Genomic DNA, 14,621 nt, shown 5'->3' on the forward strand with positions numbered 1-14,621 from the left:
AGAGTTAACAGCTAGTTAACTTAAAAGCACATCCCGGCACACGCTTTCCGCGGTCCGGCGTACATTCCGGCCGTGCGCACTTGGTGAGCGGAGTTCCCCCGCGAATGATCCTTGTGAGATCGAAAATGATCGTTTAGTGTTTCTATAGATCAGAAAACGTCATTAAGCTGAGCGGGAGCGGAACACACGATGAGCGAGAACACACTGGGCGCCTTCATGGAGGAAGAGCTGGTTTCCCAGCCCGACGTATGGCAGCGGGCTGTTGAGCAAGCCCGTGCCGAGGACGTGCTTCCGGCTGACGGAAAGCGCGTCGCCGTGATCGGTTGCGGGACCTCCTGGTTCATGGCGCAGAGCTACGCGGCCGCCCGCGAATCCGCCGGGAAGGGCGTCACCGATGCCTTCGCCGCGTCCGAAGCTTTCCTTAACAGCAACAGCGCCGATCGCCAGTACGACGCCGTTGTGGCCATTACGCGGTCAGGCACCACCACTGAGGTACTCGAGATCCTGGCCGAGCTTCAGGGGATCGTCCCCACCGTGGCAATCATCGGTGACACCACCTCCCCGATCATCGAACTGGCAGATGCCGTGATCGGACTGCAGTACGCCGACGAGCGTTCGGTAGTTCAGACCCGTTTTGCCACCACAGCGCTGGTGTACCTGCTGACCAGCCTTGACATCGATGTGCAGCAGGCCATCGATGATGCCCGCGACGCCGTGAGCGCGCCGGTCCCGCAGGAACTCCTGGACGCCGAGCAGTTCACCTTCCTCGGCACTGGATGGACGGTTGGACTGGCACACGAGGCAGGCCTGAAAATGCGGGAGGCAGTACAGGGCTGGACAGAGTCCTACCCCGCCATGGAGTACCGGCACGGTCCCATCTCCATCGCAGCTCCGGGCCGCGTCACTTGGCTGTTCGGTGCCCAGCCTGAAGGGCTGGACGGCGACATGGCCGTTACCGGCGCCCTCTACATCCACACCGACAAGCACCCGTTGGCTGAGCTGGCCAGGGTTCACAAGGTCACCTTGGAGCGTGCGCGCGTCCGTGGCCTGAATCCGGATCTGCCCCGCAACCTGACGCGCTCCGTCATTCTCGACGCCTCCGCCTAGGCTTCGGTCATGGTTCTCGGAGCCGCAGAATCACCGGTCCTCTCCTTCGATGTTGGCGGGACTGACATCAAGGCCGGCTTGGTGGATGCCCGGGGGACAGTCCTGGGCATGCGCCGGGTTCCTACACCATTGGATCCTGCCCGTCCCGGCGAGGCGGTCCTGGACAGGCTGGCCCAACTCAAAACCGAGTTGGCTGCCGAATTCCCGGACGTCCCCGCCAAAGCGGCCGGCATCATCGTCCCGGGCATCGTGGACTCCGTGGCCGGCGTCGGTGTCTACTCTGCCAATCTCGGCTGGCGTAATTTCCCTTTCACGGCCGAAGCCGAAAAGCGCCTGGGGATTCCGGTGGCGTTTGATCATGATGTCCGGTCCGCTGCCGCTGTGGAACACACCTTTGGTGGTTCCAAAGAGTTCAAGGACGTTGTGGTGATGGTGGTGGGGACCGGCATCGCCGCAGCCGTTTTCTCCGGTGGCAAGGCGCTCACCGCTGGCGGCTTCGCCGGTGAGCTTGGCCATGCCCAGGTCCCGGACCCCGACGCCGGACCTGGCTCCCCGGGTTCCACCATCCTGGAAGCAGTCGGTTCGGCCGGTGCCATCGCCAAGCGTTACTACAAGGCGTCCGGGAACAGGGTGAACGGTGCCCGCGGAGTCTTGCTCAGGGCCGGAGATGGCGATGAACTGGCCGCGCGCATCTGGGCCGATGCCGTGGATGCCCTCGCCTTTACCATCTGCCAGTGCGTCAACATCGTGGGAACCGAAGCGGTGGTTATCGGCGGTGGCCTGGCTGAAGCCGGTGACGACCTGCTGGAACCCCTCCGGGCCAAGGTGGACGGCATCCTTGACTTCCAACGACGCCCACAGCTGATCCGGGCCGAACTGGGGCAAGACGCCGGCCTGCTGGGTGCAGCCCTGAATGCGCGGGCACTCCTGGGAGCAGCACAATGAAGCGAGCCAACGTGAACCGCATCATCACCGTCACCGCCAATCCGGCCATCGACATGACCTATGCCGTGCAGGGAATCACCGAGGGCGCCAGCCACCGTGTGCCCACCCCTCTGAGCCGGGCCGGCGGCAAGGGCATCAACGTTGCCCGTGTGACACACCAGCTGGGCTACCCTGTCCTGGCCATCGCACCCACCGGCGGCGCCGCCGGGCAGACCCTTGCAGCTGAGCTCTGGACCAGCGGCGTTCCCCACACCCTGGTAGGAGTCGCTGCCGAGACCCGCCGCAGCATCGCCCTGGTCGACACGGTCGCCGGCGAAACGTCCATCTTCAACGAGGAAGGCCAGGCGCTCCTGCCGGACGACTGGCGCTCACTCAGGATTGCGGTGGTTGAGGCCGTCAGCGGAAACCGAAACCTGCCGGCCTCCGTCCTGGTCGGTTCGGGAAGCCTGCCGCCGGGTGCTCCAGGAGATTTCTACCCGGAACTGGTGCGCCTGGCCCACGATGCCGGCATTCCGGCCATCATCGATACCTCCGGCCCCGGAATCATCGCCGCAGCCAAAGCGGGTGCGGACATCCTCAAACCGAATCACCACGAGTTGGCCGAAGCGACCGGGGAGTCCAGCCTTGAAGCAGCCGCGCTCGCCCTGATCGACATGGGCGCCCGGACGGTACTCGTCAGTGCCGGCGCGGACGGCATGCTCGCCTTTGATCACGCCGCTCCCGGTGGCTACTGGAGCGCGCGCCTGCCTGAAGCGCTGAGCGGCAACCCCACAGGGGCGGGCGACGCCGGTGTGGCGGCTGCCGCCGTCGCACTCGCCGAAGGCATCACGGAACCACGCGAAATACTCCGCCGGGCCACCGCGTGGTCCGCCGCTGCCGTGCTCATGCCGGCCGCCGGCGAAATTTCACCGCGGTACCAGGAACTTCAAGACCAACTGATCGTGACATGGAAGGAGACCCGGTGACCCTGGTCAACACACGGGAACTCATGGACAGGGCCGCGGCTTCCGGCACAGGCCAAGGCGCGTTCAACATCATCCACATCGAAACAGCCGAGGGCCTGGTGGCCGGCGCCGAAGCGGCAGGTGTTCCGTTGATCCTGCAGATCTCCGAGAACTGCGCCAAGTACCACGGCGGGCTCGAACCGATTGCGTCAGCCGCCCTGGCGATCGCCCGCTCCGCCGCCGTCCCGGTGGCACTGCACCTGGACCATGCGGAGTCCGAGGACCTCGCTCTGGCTGCGGTCGACCTTGGATTCGGCTCCGTCATGTACGACGGCGCGCATTTGCCGTACGAGTGGAACGTCGAAGTCACCCAACGTGTCGCCGCCTACGCCCACCAGCGCGGTGTCTACGTGGAGGCCGAGCTCGGGAAAGTGGGAGGCAAAGACGGTGCCCATGCCCCGGGCGTCCGGACCGACCCCGTCGAGGCCCAGGATTTCGTTGAGGCCACCGGTGTGGACGCGCTCGCCGTGGCCGTTGGTTCCTCCCACGCCATGACCGAACGAAGCGCTTCACTGGACCTCCACCTGATCACTCGCCTGAAGTCCGCGGTCGGAAAACCGTTGGTCCTTCACGGCTCCTCAGGCGTCACAGATGAGATGCTCGTAGCCGCTATCGGCGCGGGTATGACTAAAATCAACGTATCCACACATTTGAACGGGTTCTTTACCCGCGCCGTCCGTGAGTACCTCGATGCCAACCCTGCCGTGGTGGATTCCCGGAAGTACCTCAAGGCCGGCCGGGATGCCCTTGTGCTGGAGTCCGCACGTATGCTGACGCTGTTCGCCAAAGCGAAATAGCTCCGAACCCGCGAAAGGCTCGTCATGACGCGCACCGATCGGCTGACTGCCATCCTCGATCTCCTGGCCGAGTCCGGCCATGTGGAAGTCGAGGACATCGTGACGCGTCTGGGCGTGTCACCGGCCACGGCCCGTCGAGACCTGGACAGCCTCGCCAAGCAGAGGTTGCTCAGCCGGACCCGGGGTGGGGCCACCACCGGATCGGTGGCTTATGACCTCCCGGGCCGCTACAACCGTGACGACCACGCCCAAGCCAAGCAGGATATTGCCCAGGCTGCGTCCGCGCTGATCCGCCCCGGTGCTGTGATAGGCCTCAGCGGTGGCACCACCAACACCGCTCTGGCCCAGTTGCTCTCCACCCGCGAGGACCTCAACGCCCCGTCCAACAGGCCCACGCTGACGGTGGTGACCAACGCCATCAACATTGCCTCGCAACTGGCGGTCCGGCCCAACATCAAGATCATGGTCACCGGTGGCATCCTGAATCCGCGCTCCTACGAGCTCGTGGGTCCCTACACGGATGTCATCATGCAGAAAGTTGCTTTGGACATTGCGTTCATCGGCGTCAATGGCGTGGACCCGGACCTCGGTCCTACCATCACCGACGAGGGCGAGGCCATGGTCAACACTGTGATGGCACGGCGCGCCACGGAGTCCTACGTGGTGGCTGACTCCTCCAAAGTGGGCCGCCGCTCCTTCGCAGCCATGGCGGGCTACGACTTCAGGCACCTCATCACCGATGCCGGAATCAGCGCAGAGGACAAGGCTGCCTTCGAAGCCAAGGGCACGGAAGTCATCGTCGCATCAGCCGGCTAGCCACCGGCAAGCCGGGTGCGTTGCCTAAAACCGCATTCTGGGTGCGTGCAGCACCGAATCGTCAACATCCCTGGGCACCCACTGGCTGAACGGTGAATCGAGGCTGTACTGGCCGTCGTCGTTCCTGACCAGTGTGCGCAACTCAGCGTTGTCCGGGTTGTTGAGGGATTCGAAGTATTCAACCGTCCAATGGAACCAGCGCATGCAGAACAGCCGCATGGTCAGTCCGTGCGTCACCAGGAGAGCGTTCGGCGCGTAGGTGGGCTTTTGCCAATGGCGGTAGAGCGTCTCCATGAAGGACGACACGCGGTCGTACACATCGGAACCCGATTCGCCCTCGCGGAACCGGTAGAAGAAGTGGCCGTAGAGATTGCGGAGCTCCTTTTGATCCTCGATCTCCCCGGCAATCTGGAAGTTGGCCCAGTCCTGCTCGCGAAGCCTGGGTTCCTCAATGACGCGTTCTATCAACGAGCCCAGATTCAACGCCTCCAAGGTCTGGTAGGCCCTCAAATACGGTGAGACGTAGACGCAGACCTGTTGCCCGTCGAGCCTGCGGCGAAGGTCTTCACCGGCAATGCGGGCTTGCTCCACACCGAGTTCCGTGAGGGGGATCCGGTAGTCCGGCACACGGTTGTAGATGGACGTGTCGGCGTTTGCGGCGGACTGGCCATGCCGGATCATGAAAATTCTTGCTGGGGCACCCATCCCACCAAGCATAGGGTGGGTACATGTTCCTTGCTTCCCGCCGACGGCTGCGCGCCGAAGTACTTATTGTGCTGGGCCTGTCCCTGGGCCAGTCGGCCGTCTATTCCGTGGTGCAACTTCTGGACAAGATGACGCGGGCTCCCTTGGCCGACGCCACCTCAACCCTGAACCGGTCCCAAAGCACCCGCGAGTACTTTGACCTTACCTACCAACTGTTGGACATCGTCTTCGCCCTGGTGCCTGTGGCTCTGGTGTTCTACTTCCTCTCCGCGCATATCCAGGCAAACCGCGACGGCGACAACGGCTCGGCGTTCGCCCGGCTCGGCTTCAACTTCGCCCGGCCGGGCAAGGACCTGCTCCACGGTGTGGGCCTTGCTGCCGTGATCGGAATTCCGTCTCTGGGCCTCTACGCCGCCGGCCGGGCCCTCGGCATCACCACGGCGATTGTTCCCAGCGGTCTGGACGCCTACTGGTGGACCGTGCCAGTGCTCATCCTCTCTGCCATGCGGCATGCGGTCGTGGAAGAAGTGATCGTGGTGGGGTACCTCATGGACCGTTTCGGCAAATTCGGTTGGAGCATGCCCGTGGCCATTGTGGTCAGCGCGGTCCTGCGGGGGAGTTACCACCTGTACCAAGGTTTTGGGCCGTTCATCGGCAACGTGGTCATGGGTCTGGTGTTCGCGTGGATCTATACCAGGACCAAGCGGGTGATGCCCTTGGTGATTGCCCACGCATTGCTGGACATCGTGGCGTTTGTGGGTTTCAGCCTGTTCGGCAAAGCGATCGGCCTGGGGTAGGACGCTTAAAAATATCCGGCCGCCATCGGTGGGTGACGTCATTGGCACCCGCTGATGGCGGCCGAAGTTTTACCGGACAGGGATGACCGGTGCCGGGACGTGCCCGGATGGACGGGGCGGTCAGATGGTGACTGCTCCTGAGGCGGTTTCGAAAGTTACTGACATGATTCCCGGAGTGCCGTGCGGTGCCATCCACTGGACAGCAACGTCCTCAAGCGGCTTTTCCACCGGTTCTCCGAGCCATTCGGTGACGCGTTCCGCCGAGCCCGCAATGGTGAGGCTGGACATCTTGACGTCGCTTTCGTAGATCCTGGACGGGTGCAGTGACGGGTCGCCCTCCCACTTGAGCAAGTACGGGACCTGGGGATCTGCGATCAGCCCCAGGATGCCGATCTGCTGCCACACCAGTTCGCGGCCGTCAGGGAACTTGCGGTTGCCCGGAACAGCGGAGCGGCCAAGGCGGTCCTCAAACGGTGCCAGGTCATCAACAGCGACGCACCAGCCCATCCAGCCACCACCGGCGGCCGAGCGGGCACGAACTGCCTGGCCAAAGGGTGCTTTGTCGGAAGCGGGGTGGTCCAGGACCTCCACCACTTCCAGGTACTTGTTATCCGCAAGGGGAATGATCATGTTCCGGGTACCGAAGCGCGGGTGCACTCCGCCCCGGACAGCGTCCACTCCCAGTGCCGCGGAAATTCGTTCGGTAGTGGCCAGAAGGCCATCTCGTTCACAGGCGTAAGAGACGTGATCCATGCGCATGGCTTCATCTTGGCACTTTGTGATCGGGGTCTCAGCTAAGTCAAGCCTAACTAAGGTGGGATGTGCATAACCGGTGCCGTACCGCGTCATGCGGCGACGCTGAAAGACCGAAAGATTCCACCGGCGTCACAAAGCTGTCCAAGGCTCCGGACACTTCCTAGACTGGCCCCAGCTCACATGCAGCACGTTTCCACAGAACCCATGCGCCACGAACAGGAGAACTCCATGTCCCAAGGATGGTCTTTCGAAACCCGCCAGATCCACGCAGGCCAGGAGCCTGACTCTGCCACGGGAGCACGGGCACTGCCGATCTACCAGACCACGTCCTTTGTGTTCCCCAGCGCCGAGAGCGCAGCCAACCGGTTTGCCCTGGCCGAGCTCGCGCCCATCTACACGCGGATCGGCAACCCGACGCAGGATGCCGTGGAGCAGCGGATCGCGAGCCTCGAAGGCGGCTTGGGCGCCCTCCTGCTGAGCTCCGGCCAGGCTGCGGAGACCTTCGCCATCCTCAACATCGCGGAGGCCGGCGACCACATCGTGGCCAGCCCCAGCCTGTATGGCGGTACGTACAACCTGCTGGCGCACACCCTGAAGAAGTTCGGCATCTCGGTGACCTTCGTGGAGGACCCGGACAACCTGGAGCAGTGGCGTGATGCCGTCCAGCCGAACACCAAACTGTTCTTCGGCGAGGTTGTTTCCAACCCGCGCCAGGACGTACTGGACATCGAGGGCGTCGCCCGCACCGCCCACGAGGCCGGCGTGCCACTCATCGTCGACAACACACTGTCCACTCCCTACCTCATCCGTCCCATCGAGTGGGGCGCCGATATCGTGGTCCACTCCGCCACCAAGTACCTCGGTGGCCACGGTTCCGCGATCGCCGGCGTGATCGTGGACTCAGGCAACTTCGACTTCGGCAAGGACCCGGAGCGCTTCCCGGGTTTCAACACCCCGGACCCCAGCTACAACGGTTTGGTCTACGCCCGGGATCTTGGCAAGGATGGGGCGCTCGGCGCCAACCTCTCCTACGTCCTGAAGGCACGCGTCCAGCTTCTTCGCGACCTCGGTTCCGCTGTGTCCCCGTTCAACGCCTTCCTGATTGCCCAGGGACTGGAGACGCTGAGCCTGCGCGTCGAGCGTCACGTAGCCAACGCCACCAAAGTGGCCCAGTGGCTGGAAGCCCACGACGACGTCGAATCGGTTGCCTACGCGGGTCTGCCGTCCAGTCCGTGGTACGACCGTGGCCGGAAGTATGGTCCGCAAGGCACCGGCGCCATTGTTGCGTTCAACATCAAAGGTGGCGTTGAAGCGGGCAAGCGCTTCGTGGACGGACTGGAACTGCACTCGCATGTGGCCAACATCGGCGATGTCCGCTCGCTGGTCATTCACCCGGCGTCCACTACGCACAGCCAGCTGACAATTGAACAGCAGCTGGCGGCCGGTGTTAACCCCGGCCTGGTTCGCTTGTCCGTGGGAATTGAGCACGTGGATGACATCATCGCCGACCTCGAAGCCGGATTCCGGGCCGCCAAGGGAGCCTGAATCCGGACCTGGACAATACGGCGCGACCACGCCCGCCACCTTCCGGGAGGCCGCCCGGACCGACGATTATTCGCCGGGCGGCGTCCCGGAGTGCTGCTTCGTGAACGAAAACGCCCTAAAGCGTCACACTGATGTCACATTCTTCGCCATACCCGCCCTGTATTTCCTAGACTCTTCGTATAGGTCATGAGTGCCAGCGCATAGCCCCGGCTTGCTGGCCGGCAACCCTCCTCCGCGGTGGGGTGCCCCGGGTGAAGACCTGGCCTGTTCGCACCCAAGGCGACGGGCAAGCGCGAGTTTAAGGTGTCAAAGGAATGACCATCACTGCTGCAGCCCTTCCAAAATCCGGAGAAGAAGACGGAACCGTCAAGTACGCCGCCATTGGGCCGCTGGACCTTGAAGCCGGTGGATTCCTTCCCGACGTCGTCCTCGCTTATGAGACCTGGGGGCAGCTGAACGCCGATGCCTCCAATGCCGTGCTCATCCAGCATGCCCTCACGGGCAGCACACACGTAGCCCGGGGAACTACGGACGAAGAAGGATGGTGGGAGCAGTTGGTAGGCCCCGGTGCCACCATCGACACCACCAGGTTCTTTGTCATCTCCATCAACATCGTGGGTGGCTGCTACGGCAGCACTGGACCGTCCTCGGAGGCGCCGGACGGCCGTCCTTGGGGCTCCCGGTTCCCCTTGGTCACCCTGCGCGACAGCACCGAGGCGGAGGCGCGCCTGGCCGAAGCCCTGGGAATCGAGGCCTGGCATGCCGTGCTGGGCGGTTCCATGGGTGGCGCCCGGGCGTTGGAGTGGGCAGTGACCTTCCCGGAGCGGGTGAAACGCTGTGCCGTGATATCCGTGGGTGCCTACAGCACGGCCGAGCAGATCGCCTTTGCGCAGGCCCAAACCCTGGCCATCCGTCAGGACCCGAATTTCAACAACGGCGACTACTACGGTGGCACTGCCCCTGAACACGGGCTCGCCTTGGCCCGGCGCATCGCCCACATCACCTACCGCTCCGCACTGGAGTTGGACTTCCGCTTTGGCCGTGAAGCCCAGCACCGGGAGACACCTCTTGCCGCTGCGGTCCTGGGGGAGCGTGGCCGCTATCAGGTGGAGAGCTACCTGGACCACCAGGGAACAAAGCTCGTCCGACGATTTGACGCCAACAGCTACATCGCCCTCACCGAAGCCCTGATGTCCCACGACGTCGCACGCGGCCGTGGATCGCTGGAGGCAGCCTTGTCGCGTACCACTGCGGAGTTCTTCGTTGCGGCGGTGGACAGCGACAGGTTGTATTTCCCGGCGCAATCCCGGGAATTGGCGGCAGCCTTGCCGGGTGATGTTCCGGTTCATATCATTGAGGCGCCGATCGGCCACGACGGGTTCCTGACGGAAATCGGCCAGCTCTCAGCACAGCTCCGCGGAGCCTTCTTCGCCTAAGTTGAGTGGCCGTTGCAGGACAGTTGAGTAGCGGCTGCAGGACGCCGGGTTGGCCGCCAGGCTAGCCGTTCATGATGTCGCCGCGCTGCTTCATGTAGTCCTCCATGGCGATCTCCCCGTTGCTGAATTTTGCGTCCAGCTCTGCCAGCTTGCGGGCGCGGTAGCCTTGCGGCTCCGATCCGTTGGTGGCCGGGAAAGGCGTGGGGGAGGAAGTGTTCGACGGCGGCCCGGGCTGCGGCGCGTCATCCACAGGGCGGATGACGGTCGGTTCAGACGGATAGCCGGGGTAGTTCTGCGGCGGGTAATTCTGTGCAGGGTAACCGGGGCCGGGCAGGTTCTGCTGCGGGGGATAACCGGGGCTGCGGAAGGTTCCGTTCTGGATCCGGCGCGCGCGGGATCGGTTGTACATGCGGATTCCGAGCGGAATCAGCCACGAGCAGACGATGATCCAGAAGATCAGATTGTTCACAGTGCAGGCCTCCTAGGTCGTATCCCAGCTTAGCCCGGTCGCACGGCGTGAACTCCGGCGCCTGCAGCGAGGACTTCAGAGGAGGCGGGCCTCCATGCCCAGGAACTGCCCATAGCGTTCCACTTCGGCGTCGAGGGCCATCTGTTCGGGAGGGCTTGTGGGCCGGTTCATGCGGACATCCAGGTGGCAGGCTCCGCCGGAGAACCCATGGCGCCACCATCCGGCCAACCTGCCATCCATCAGGACCACGTGCATGGGCCCGTTGTCTTCGGGGAAGTACGGTGCTGTCCCACCCAGATAGTGCCGGGACTGCGAATAGCCCATGACGTATTCGTCGTAGCACTGGATGAGGTCGATGCGGGGGAGTCCTGCGTCAGGCAGACGCGAAGGGCCCCCGGGGTTGGTGAGCTCGACGGCATCTTCCGGGGCCAGGTAAAACTCCAGGCCGTCCATGGCGAGTGATGCCAGGGCGCCCGGCGATAGCTTGCCAGCCACGTGGATGCCCAGCTTTACGTCCTTCATGGTCAGCCCGGACCACGCGGCGCAGTCCTTGATAGTGGCGGGTCCGCGGCTGCCGAAGTATCGGAGAACCAGCGTGCCCAGGGCCTCTTCACGGTCCTCCCCGGTCAACGGCGTACGGACGAAACCCGGCACACGCTCCTCGAAGAGGGCATACGTCTGTTTCAGGGCGCCCCCGGACGAGCGCACGGGGGAACCGCTCACGAGGATGCGACTGACCTCGGCGTGCATGAGGTGGTAGATAAACCCCAGGCCCTTGCTGGGTAAGCCGGCCTGTCCCAGGACTTCAGCCAGCTCTTCGCGCGTCTTGTGGGCCCCGTCGGCGACTGCTGAGGCCAGGATCCGGCCACTGAGTGCGGACGTTTTTTCATCCACCCCTGTTTGGCGGTACATGCCTTTGTTTCCCTGATGCAGCCGGTCCGCGGAGAGTCCCATCAGCCAGCCGAGGTCGTCCCGGTGCACAAAATGCCACGTGGGCCGCAGGATGTGCGTCCGCAGGATGGTTCCATCGGCAACGGCTTGTTCCACATCGGAGGATGTGGAAGCGGATGTCCTTTGTGCAAGGGTCCACCGCGCATACGGAAATTCCTGGGACTGGACTGCCAACAGGTTGCGGACCACGTCTCCGGCGGTCCCGGACAAAGGAGCCCGCAGTTGCTGCCGTCGCAGTCGCAGGCGCCGGACCCTCTCCGCGAAGAGGTCCGCCTTATCCGCCACTGTGGCCACCCGAAAGTCCGGCCCCATGAAACCCTGCTGGCACCATCACCTGAACGTCGCCCTAGCTCCGCGGCAGCAAGGTGCCGCTGGGGCCGAAGACAGGACCCGGCGTCGGACGCTTTGGCGTGATGCCGTCACCGGAGGACTGGTGCCGGAGCCTTCGGATAACCCACGGGACAAAGTACTCGCGCGCCCAGACGAGATCCGAGGAGCGGGCCTCACGCCAGGTCCGCGGAGGCAGCGGCTTGGGCATCAGTGGTTCAAGGGTGTGCTGGACGTTGAGGGAGTCCAGGACCATCATGGCGATGGTGTGGTGTCCCAGGGGCGAGAAGTGCAGGCGGTCTGCATCCCACATTTGGTGATCTGCCAGCTGCCGCAAAGACCACATGTCCGCTATCACGGCGTCGTGGCGTGCAGCCACTGTCCTGAGGTTCTCGTTGTAGATGGCCACTTTTCCACGGATGCGCCCCAGCACCGAGGCGGCGGTGTCGGGGCCGTTGAAAAGCACCACGGTGGCGCCGCCGGAACCCAGCTCGCCAACCGCGGCATCGAGTTTTTCGGCCAGCAGGTCGGGGTCGCCGCCGGGCCGGATGAGGTCGTTGCCGCCGGCTGAAATGGACACGAGGTCAGGCTGCAGCTCGAGGCAGGGCCCCACTTGTTCATCGATGATCTGCTGGAGCAGCCGGCCCCGGATGGCGAGGTTGGCGTAGGCGAAGTCGTCCTGGCCACGGCCCAGTTCCTCGGCAACCCGGTCCGCCCAGCCGCGGTGGCCGCCGGGGTTCATCGGCTCGGGATCGCCGATCCCTTCGGTGAACGAGTCACCCAGTGCCACGTAACGGCTCCACGGGTGTCTCTGAACAGGATCGTCGGGTTTCAACAAATGGTTGTTCTCACTCACGTTCATATCCTGCCCCCTGACGGCAAACCTACGCCACCGTAGGTTGTTACTGGCGGGTAACTGCAAGAATGGATCCATGACTGAAGCCCCCGCCTTCCCCGCGCCCGTTGTCCTGTGGTCCCACGAAGAAGCTGAGCGTGCCGGCAAACCCCTCTTGGTCCTGCTGCATGGGTACGGCTCCAACGAGGACGATCTCTTCAGCCTGGCCGGACTGCTCCCTGACGGATTTGTGGTGGCGGCCCTCCGGGCACCGATGCCCATGGGACCTGGCTTCACGTGGTTCCCGCTCACGGCCTCCATCGACTACTCCTTGGATGCCGTGAAACTGGCGGCCGAGTACGCCCTTGAGTGGCTGGACACGGTCAAGGCCAATCACTCTTCGGTCACCCTGCTCGGCTTCTCCATGGGTATGGCCATGGCGACCACCATGGTCCGCTACCGTCCCGCGGACTTTGCCGCCGTCGTCGGGCTTTCAGGCTTTGTGATCGACGCCGATGGCGACGCCGCGTTCAAGGACGACGAGCTGGACGGATCGATGCCGATGTTCTGGGGCCGTGACCAGCAGGATCCTGTCATTACGCCGGACAAGATCGACTACACCATGGGCTGGGTCCGCAAGCACGTGGACCTGACCAAGGTCCTGTACACGGGCATGTGGCACGGCATCAACCAGCAGGAAATCGGGCACGTAGGGGAGTTCCTTACCCACAAGGTCCTCGCCCCCTAAGGGGCGTTGTTTCAGGCGGCAGCGATCCGCACGGTCTGGCCGTTGACCGTCACAGTGTCCCCCACGTGGAGTTGGCGGCCGCGGCGGTCGTCGATCTCGCCGTTGACCTTGACCAAGCCGTTCTTGATGAGCTCAGCGGCCTCAACTCCGTCCTCCACAAGGTTGGCAAGCTTCAGCAGCTGGCCCAGGCGGATCATGTCGTCGCGGATGGTGATGTCTTCGATTTCCGGAGTGCTCATACAGCAATGATGCCTGAAGTAGTGTGGTGACGGTGCCGCAGCCTTCTCCCCGTCCCGTCCTTCCGCTCGCCGTTGGCCTCCCTGTCGCAGTAGCAACAGGGCTGGTCATCCCGCTCCAGGGAAGGATCAACGGGGCCCTCGGCGCCACACTCGACGACGGCATCGCCGCAGCAGTGGTGAGCTTCACCACTGGCCTTCTGCTGATAACGGCCATTTCACTGGCAACGCCCAAGGGCAGGGCAGGCCTCCAACGCATCATCCCTGCAGTCCGGAACCGAAGTTTTCCGCGCTTCTACGTCATGGCCGGGGCCATCGGTGCGCTGTTCGTTTTTGCCCAGTCGTTCACGGTCGCGCTGTTGGGTGTAGCGCTGTTTACCGTCGCCGCCGTGACGGGACAGACCCTCAGCGGTCTGCTCGTGGACCGCATGGGCATTGGCCCGGGCGGTAAACGCTCCATCACAGGCGTCCGCGTCATCGGCAGTGTCCTGACCGTAGCCGCCGTCGCCTGGGCGGTTTCACCCCGCTTCGGCGGCGACGCCGACATTGCCTCGCTGGTGCTGCCGGTCCTCCTGCCGCTGGCGGCCGGATTCTTCATGAGCTTCCAGCAGGCCATGAACGGAACGGCCACCGTCCACTACGGAACACCCATCGCAGCCACCTTGGTCAACTTCATTGCGGGGTCGGCCATTCTCTGGATCGCCTGGCTTATCAAGCTGGCCGTCGCCGGACCCGGCAACCCGCTTCCCTCCGAGTGGTGGTACTACCTCGGCGGTCCCATGGGCTGCCTGTTCATCGGTTTGGCAGCGCTCTTGGTCCGCAGCCTGGGCGTGCTGATCACGGGCTTGGGCATGATCGCCGGCCAGTTGGTGGGGTCGTTGGTGCTCGACGTCGTGATCCCCAGTCCCGGTGCGGTAGTCGCCTTGCCCACGGTGCTGGGCACGATTCTCACGCTGGCCGCGATCATCGTGGCCACGCTGCCGTGGCCCAAAGGCTCCTTTGCACGGAGGGGCCCTGCCAAAGGCCGGTAGGGTAGAAGGCAGGTAGATTCAAGTATCTTTGAGTACTTGTCCATACCTTCCCCAGCACCCCGCCGGACAACCTCGTCCGGGATCCGGGGCCACCACCGCGGACCGCACCCAGCGGC

General features: G+C 64.0%; 16 protein-coding genes and 1 riboswitch. Of the genes, 10 read left to right on the forward strand and 6 right to left on the reverse strand.

The annotated features are described in order from the left end of the window. Nucleotides 1–189: 189 nt before the first annotated feature. From AYX22_RS07830 to AYX22_RS07850, 5 genes are read left to right on the forward strand one after another with little or no spacing between them, the layout of a single operon-like run. Complete coding sequence (locus tag AYX22_RS07830) at nucleotides 190–1,107, forward strand: SIS domain-containing protein (protein WP_207596932.1); 918 nt, start codon at nucleotides 190–192, stop codon at nucleotides 1,105–1,107. A 9-nt stretch (nucleotides 1,108–1,116) separates the two neighbouring features. After that, nucleotides 1,117–2,052, forward strand: coding sequence for an ROK family protein (locus AYX22_RS07835; RefSeq protein WP_207596933.1), 936 nt, complete (start codon nucleotides 1,117–1,119; stop codon nucleotides 2,050–2,052). After that, on the forward strand, nucleotides 2,049–3,017 hold the full coding sequence (locus AYX22_RS07840) for a hexose kinase (RefSeq protein ID WP_207596934.1): 969 nt from the start codon (nucleotides 2,049–2,051) through the stop codon (nucleotides 3,015–3,017). Before AYX22_RS07835 ends, AYX22_RS07840 begins: the two co-directional genes overlap by 4 nt. Next, nucleotides 2,999–3,853 (forward strand): class II fructose-bisphosphate aldolase, encoded by an 855-nt coding sequence (locus AYX22_RS07845; RefSeq protein WP_207596935.1) that lies wholly within the window; start codon nucleotides 2,999–3,001, stop codon nucleotides 3,851–3,853. Before AYX22_RS07840 ends, AYX22_RS07845 begins: the two co-directional genes overlap by 19 nt. 24 nt (nucleotides 3,854–3,877) lie before the next feature. Further along, a complete protein-coding gene (locus AYX22_RS07850) occupies nucleotides 3,878–4,669 on the forward strand; it encodes a DeoR/GlpR family DNA-binding transcription regulator (RefSeq protein ID WP_089594303.1) in 792 nt (263 codons plus the stop codon). A gap of 24 nt (nucleotides 4,670–4,693) precedes the next feature. Here the strand turns inward: AYX22_RS07850 and AYX22_RS07855 are convergent, their stop codons facing one another. Then, entirely contained in the window at nucleotides 4,694–5,374 is a 681-nt protein-coding gene (locus tag AYX22_RS07855) for a histidine phosphatase family protein (protein ID WP_242703564.1), read from the reverse strand. A gap of 23 nt (nucleotides 5,375–5,397) precedes the next feature. Between AYX22_RS07855 and AYX22_RS07860 the strand changes: the two genes are divergently transcribed. Further along, complete coding sequence (locus AYX22_RS07860; RefSeq protein WP_207596936.1) at nucleotides 5,398–6,171, forward strand: type II CAAX endopeptidase family protein; 774 nt, start codon at nucleotides 5,398–5,400, stop codon at nucleotides 6,169–6,171. Between the two features lie 120 nt (nucleotides 6,172–6,291). On the opposite strand, the gene AYX22_RS07865 is transcribed toward AYX22_RS07860, so the two are convergent. Continuing rightward, nucleotides 6,292–6,930, reverse strand: a complete 639-nt coding sequence (locus tag AYX22_RS07865; protein WP_089594306.1) for a VOC family protein — start codon at nucleotides 6,928–6,930, stop codon at nucleotides 6,292–6,294. Between the two features lie 225 nt (nucleotides 6,931–7,155). Here AYX22_RS07865 and AYX22_RS07870 point away from each other — a divergent pair, with 225 nt between their 5' ends. Both AYX22_RS07870 and AYX22_RS07875 read left to right on the forward strand, forming a co-directional pair. After that, nucleotides 7,156–8,472 carry a bifunctional o-acetylhomoserine/o-acetylserine sulfhydrylase gene (locus AYX22_RS07870; protein ID WP_207597516.1) on the forward strand — a complete coding sequence of 439 codons (1,317 nt, stop codon included), beginning with the start codon at nucleotides 7,156–7,158 and terminating at the stop codon, nucleotides 8,470–8,472. Nucleotides 8,473–8,654: 182 nt separating this feature from the next. Further along, nucleotides 8,655–8,771: riboswitch (SAM riboswitch) on the forward strand. 15 nt (nucleotides 8,772–8,786) lie between these two features. Further along, on the forward strand, nucleotides 8,787–9,908 hold the full coding sequence (locus AYX22_RS07875; RefSeq protein WP_207596937.1) for a homoserine O-acetyltransferase: 1,122 nt from the start codon (nucleotides 8,787–8,789) through the stop codon (nucleotides 9,906–9,908). 61 nt (nucleotides 9,909–9,969) lie between these two features. On the opposite strand, the gene AYX22_RS07880 is transcribed toward AYX22_RS07875, so the two are convergent. The 3 genes from AYX22_RS07880 to AYX22_RS07890 form a co-directional block, all read right to left on the reverse strand. Further along, nucleotides 9,970–10,377: a hypothetical protein gene (locus AYX22_RS07880; RefSeq protein WP_207596938.1), complete on the reverse strand. Its 408-nt coding sequence runs from the start codon at nucleotides 10,375–10,377 to the stop codon at nucleotides 9,970–9,972. 75 nt (nucleotides 10,378–10,452) lie between these two features. After that, nucleotides 10,453–11,640, reverse strand: coding sequence for a winged helix DNA-binding domain-containing protein (locus AYX22_RS07885; RefSeq protein WP_207596939.1), 1,188 nt, complete (start codon nucleotides 11,638–11,640; stop codon nucleotides 10,453–10,455). Nucleotides 11,641–11,674: 34 nt separating this feature from the next. Then, a complete protein-coding gene (locus tag AYX22_RS07890; RefSeq protein ID WP_207596940.1) occupies nucleotides 11,675–12,517 on the reverse strand; it encodes an SGNH/GDSL hydrolase family protein in 843 nt (280 codons plus the stop codon). A 70-nt stretch (nucleotides 12,518–12,587) separates the two neighbouring features. Here AYX22_RS07890 and AYX22_RS07895 point away from each other — a divergent pair, with 70 nt between their 5' ends. After that, nucleotides 12,588–13,238, forward strand: coding sequence for a phospholipase (locus AYX22_RS07895; RefSeq protein WP_207596941.1), 651 nt, complete (start codon nucleotides 12,588–12,590; stop codon nucleotides 13,236–13,238). Nucleotides 13,239–13,249: 11 nt separating this feature from the next. Here AYX22_RS07895 and AYX22_RS07900 read toward each other — a convergent pair whose 3' ends face one another. Further along, a complete protein-coding gene (locus AYX22_RS07900) occupies nucleotides 13,250–13,477 on the reverse strand; it encodes an RNA-binding S4 domain-containing protein (RefSeq protein ID WP_207596942.1) in 228 nt (75 codons plus the stop codon). 23 nt (nucleotides 13,478–13,500) lie between these two features. On the opposite strand from AYX22_RS07900, the gene AYX22_RS07905 reads away from it, so the two are divergent. After that, on the forward strand, nucleotides 13,501–14,505 hold the full coding sequence (locus AYX22_RS07905; RefSeq protein WP_207596943.1) for a DMT family transporter: 1,005 nt from the start codon (nucleotides 13,501–13,503) through the stop codon (nucleotides 14,503–14,505). Nucleotides 14,506–14,621 lie beyond the last annotated feature (116 nt).

This window comes from Arthrobacter sp. D5-1 (assembly GCF_017357425.1).
Lineage (GTDB): Bacteria > Actinomycetota > Actinomycetes > Actinomycetales > Micrococcaceae > Arthrobacter.

Coding starts and splice junctions, on each gene's coding strand:
- AYX22_RS07885 (WP_207596939.1), bottom strand. CDS start 11,640: ATGGGGCCGGACTTTCGGGTGGCCACAGTGGCGGATAAGGCGGACCTC.
- AYX22_RS07850 (WP_089594303.1), top strand. CDS start 3,878: ATGACGCGCACCGATCGGCTGACTGCCATCCTCGATCTCCTGGCCGAG.
- AYX22_RS07900 (WP_207596942.1), bottom strand. CDS start 13,477: ATGAGCACTCCGGAAATCGAAGACATCACCATCCGCGACGACATGATC.
- AYX22_RS07890 (WP_207596940.1), bottom strand. CDS start 12,517: ATGAACGTGAGTGAGAACAACCATTTGTTGAAACCCGACGATCCTGTT.
- AYX22_RS07855 (WP_242703564.1), bottom strand. CDS start 5,374: ATGGGTGCCCCAGCAAGAATTTTCATGATCCGGCATGGCCAGTCCGCC.
- AYX22_RS07845 (WP_207596935.1), top strand. CDS start 2,999: ATGGAAGGAGACCCGGTGACCCTGGTCAACACACGGGAACTCATGGAC.
- AYX22_RS07865 (WP_089594306.1), bottom strand. CDS start 6,930: ATGCGCATGGATCACGTCTCTTACGCCTGTGAACGAGATGGCCTTCTG.
- AYX22_RS07870 (WP_207597516.1), top strand. CDS start 7,156: ATGTCCCAAGGATGGTCTTTCGAAACCCGCCAGATCCACGCAGGCCAG.
- AYX22_RS07860 (WP_207596936.1), top strand. CDS start 5,398: ATGTTCCTTGCTTCCCGCCGACGGCTGCGCGCCGAAGTACTTATTGTG.
- AYX22_RS07875 (WP_207596937.1), top strand. CDS start 8,787: ATGACCATCACTGCTGCAGCCCTTCCAAAATCCGGAGAAGAAGACGGA.
- AYX22_RS07835 (WP_207596933.1), top strand. CDS start 1,117: ATGGTTCTCGGAGCCGCAGAATCACCGGTCCTCTCCTTCGATGTTGGC.
- AYX22_RS07830 (WP_207596932.1), top strand. CDS start 190: ATGAGCGAGAACACACTGGGCGCCTTCATGGAGGAAGAGCTGGTTTCC.
- AYX22_RS07895 (WP_207596941.1), top strand. CDS start 12,588: ATGACTGAAGCCCCCGCCTTCCCCGCGCCCGTTGTCCTGTGGTCCCAC.
- AYX22_RS07840 (WP_207596934.1), top strand. CDS start 2,049: ATGAAGCGAGCCAACGTGAACCGCATCATCACCGTCACCGCCAATCCG.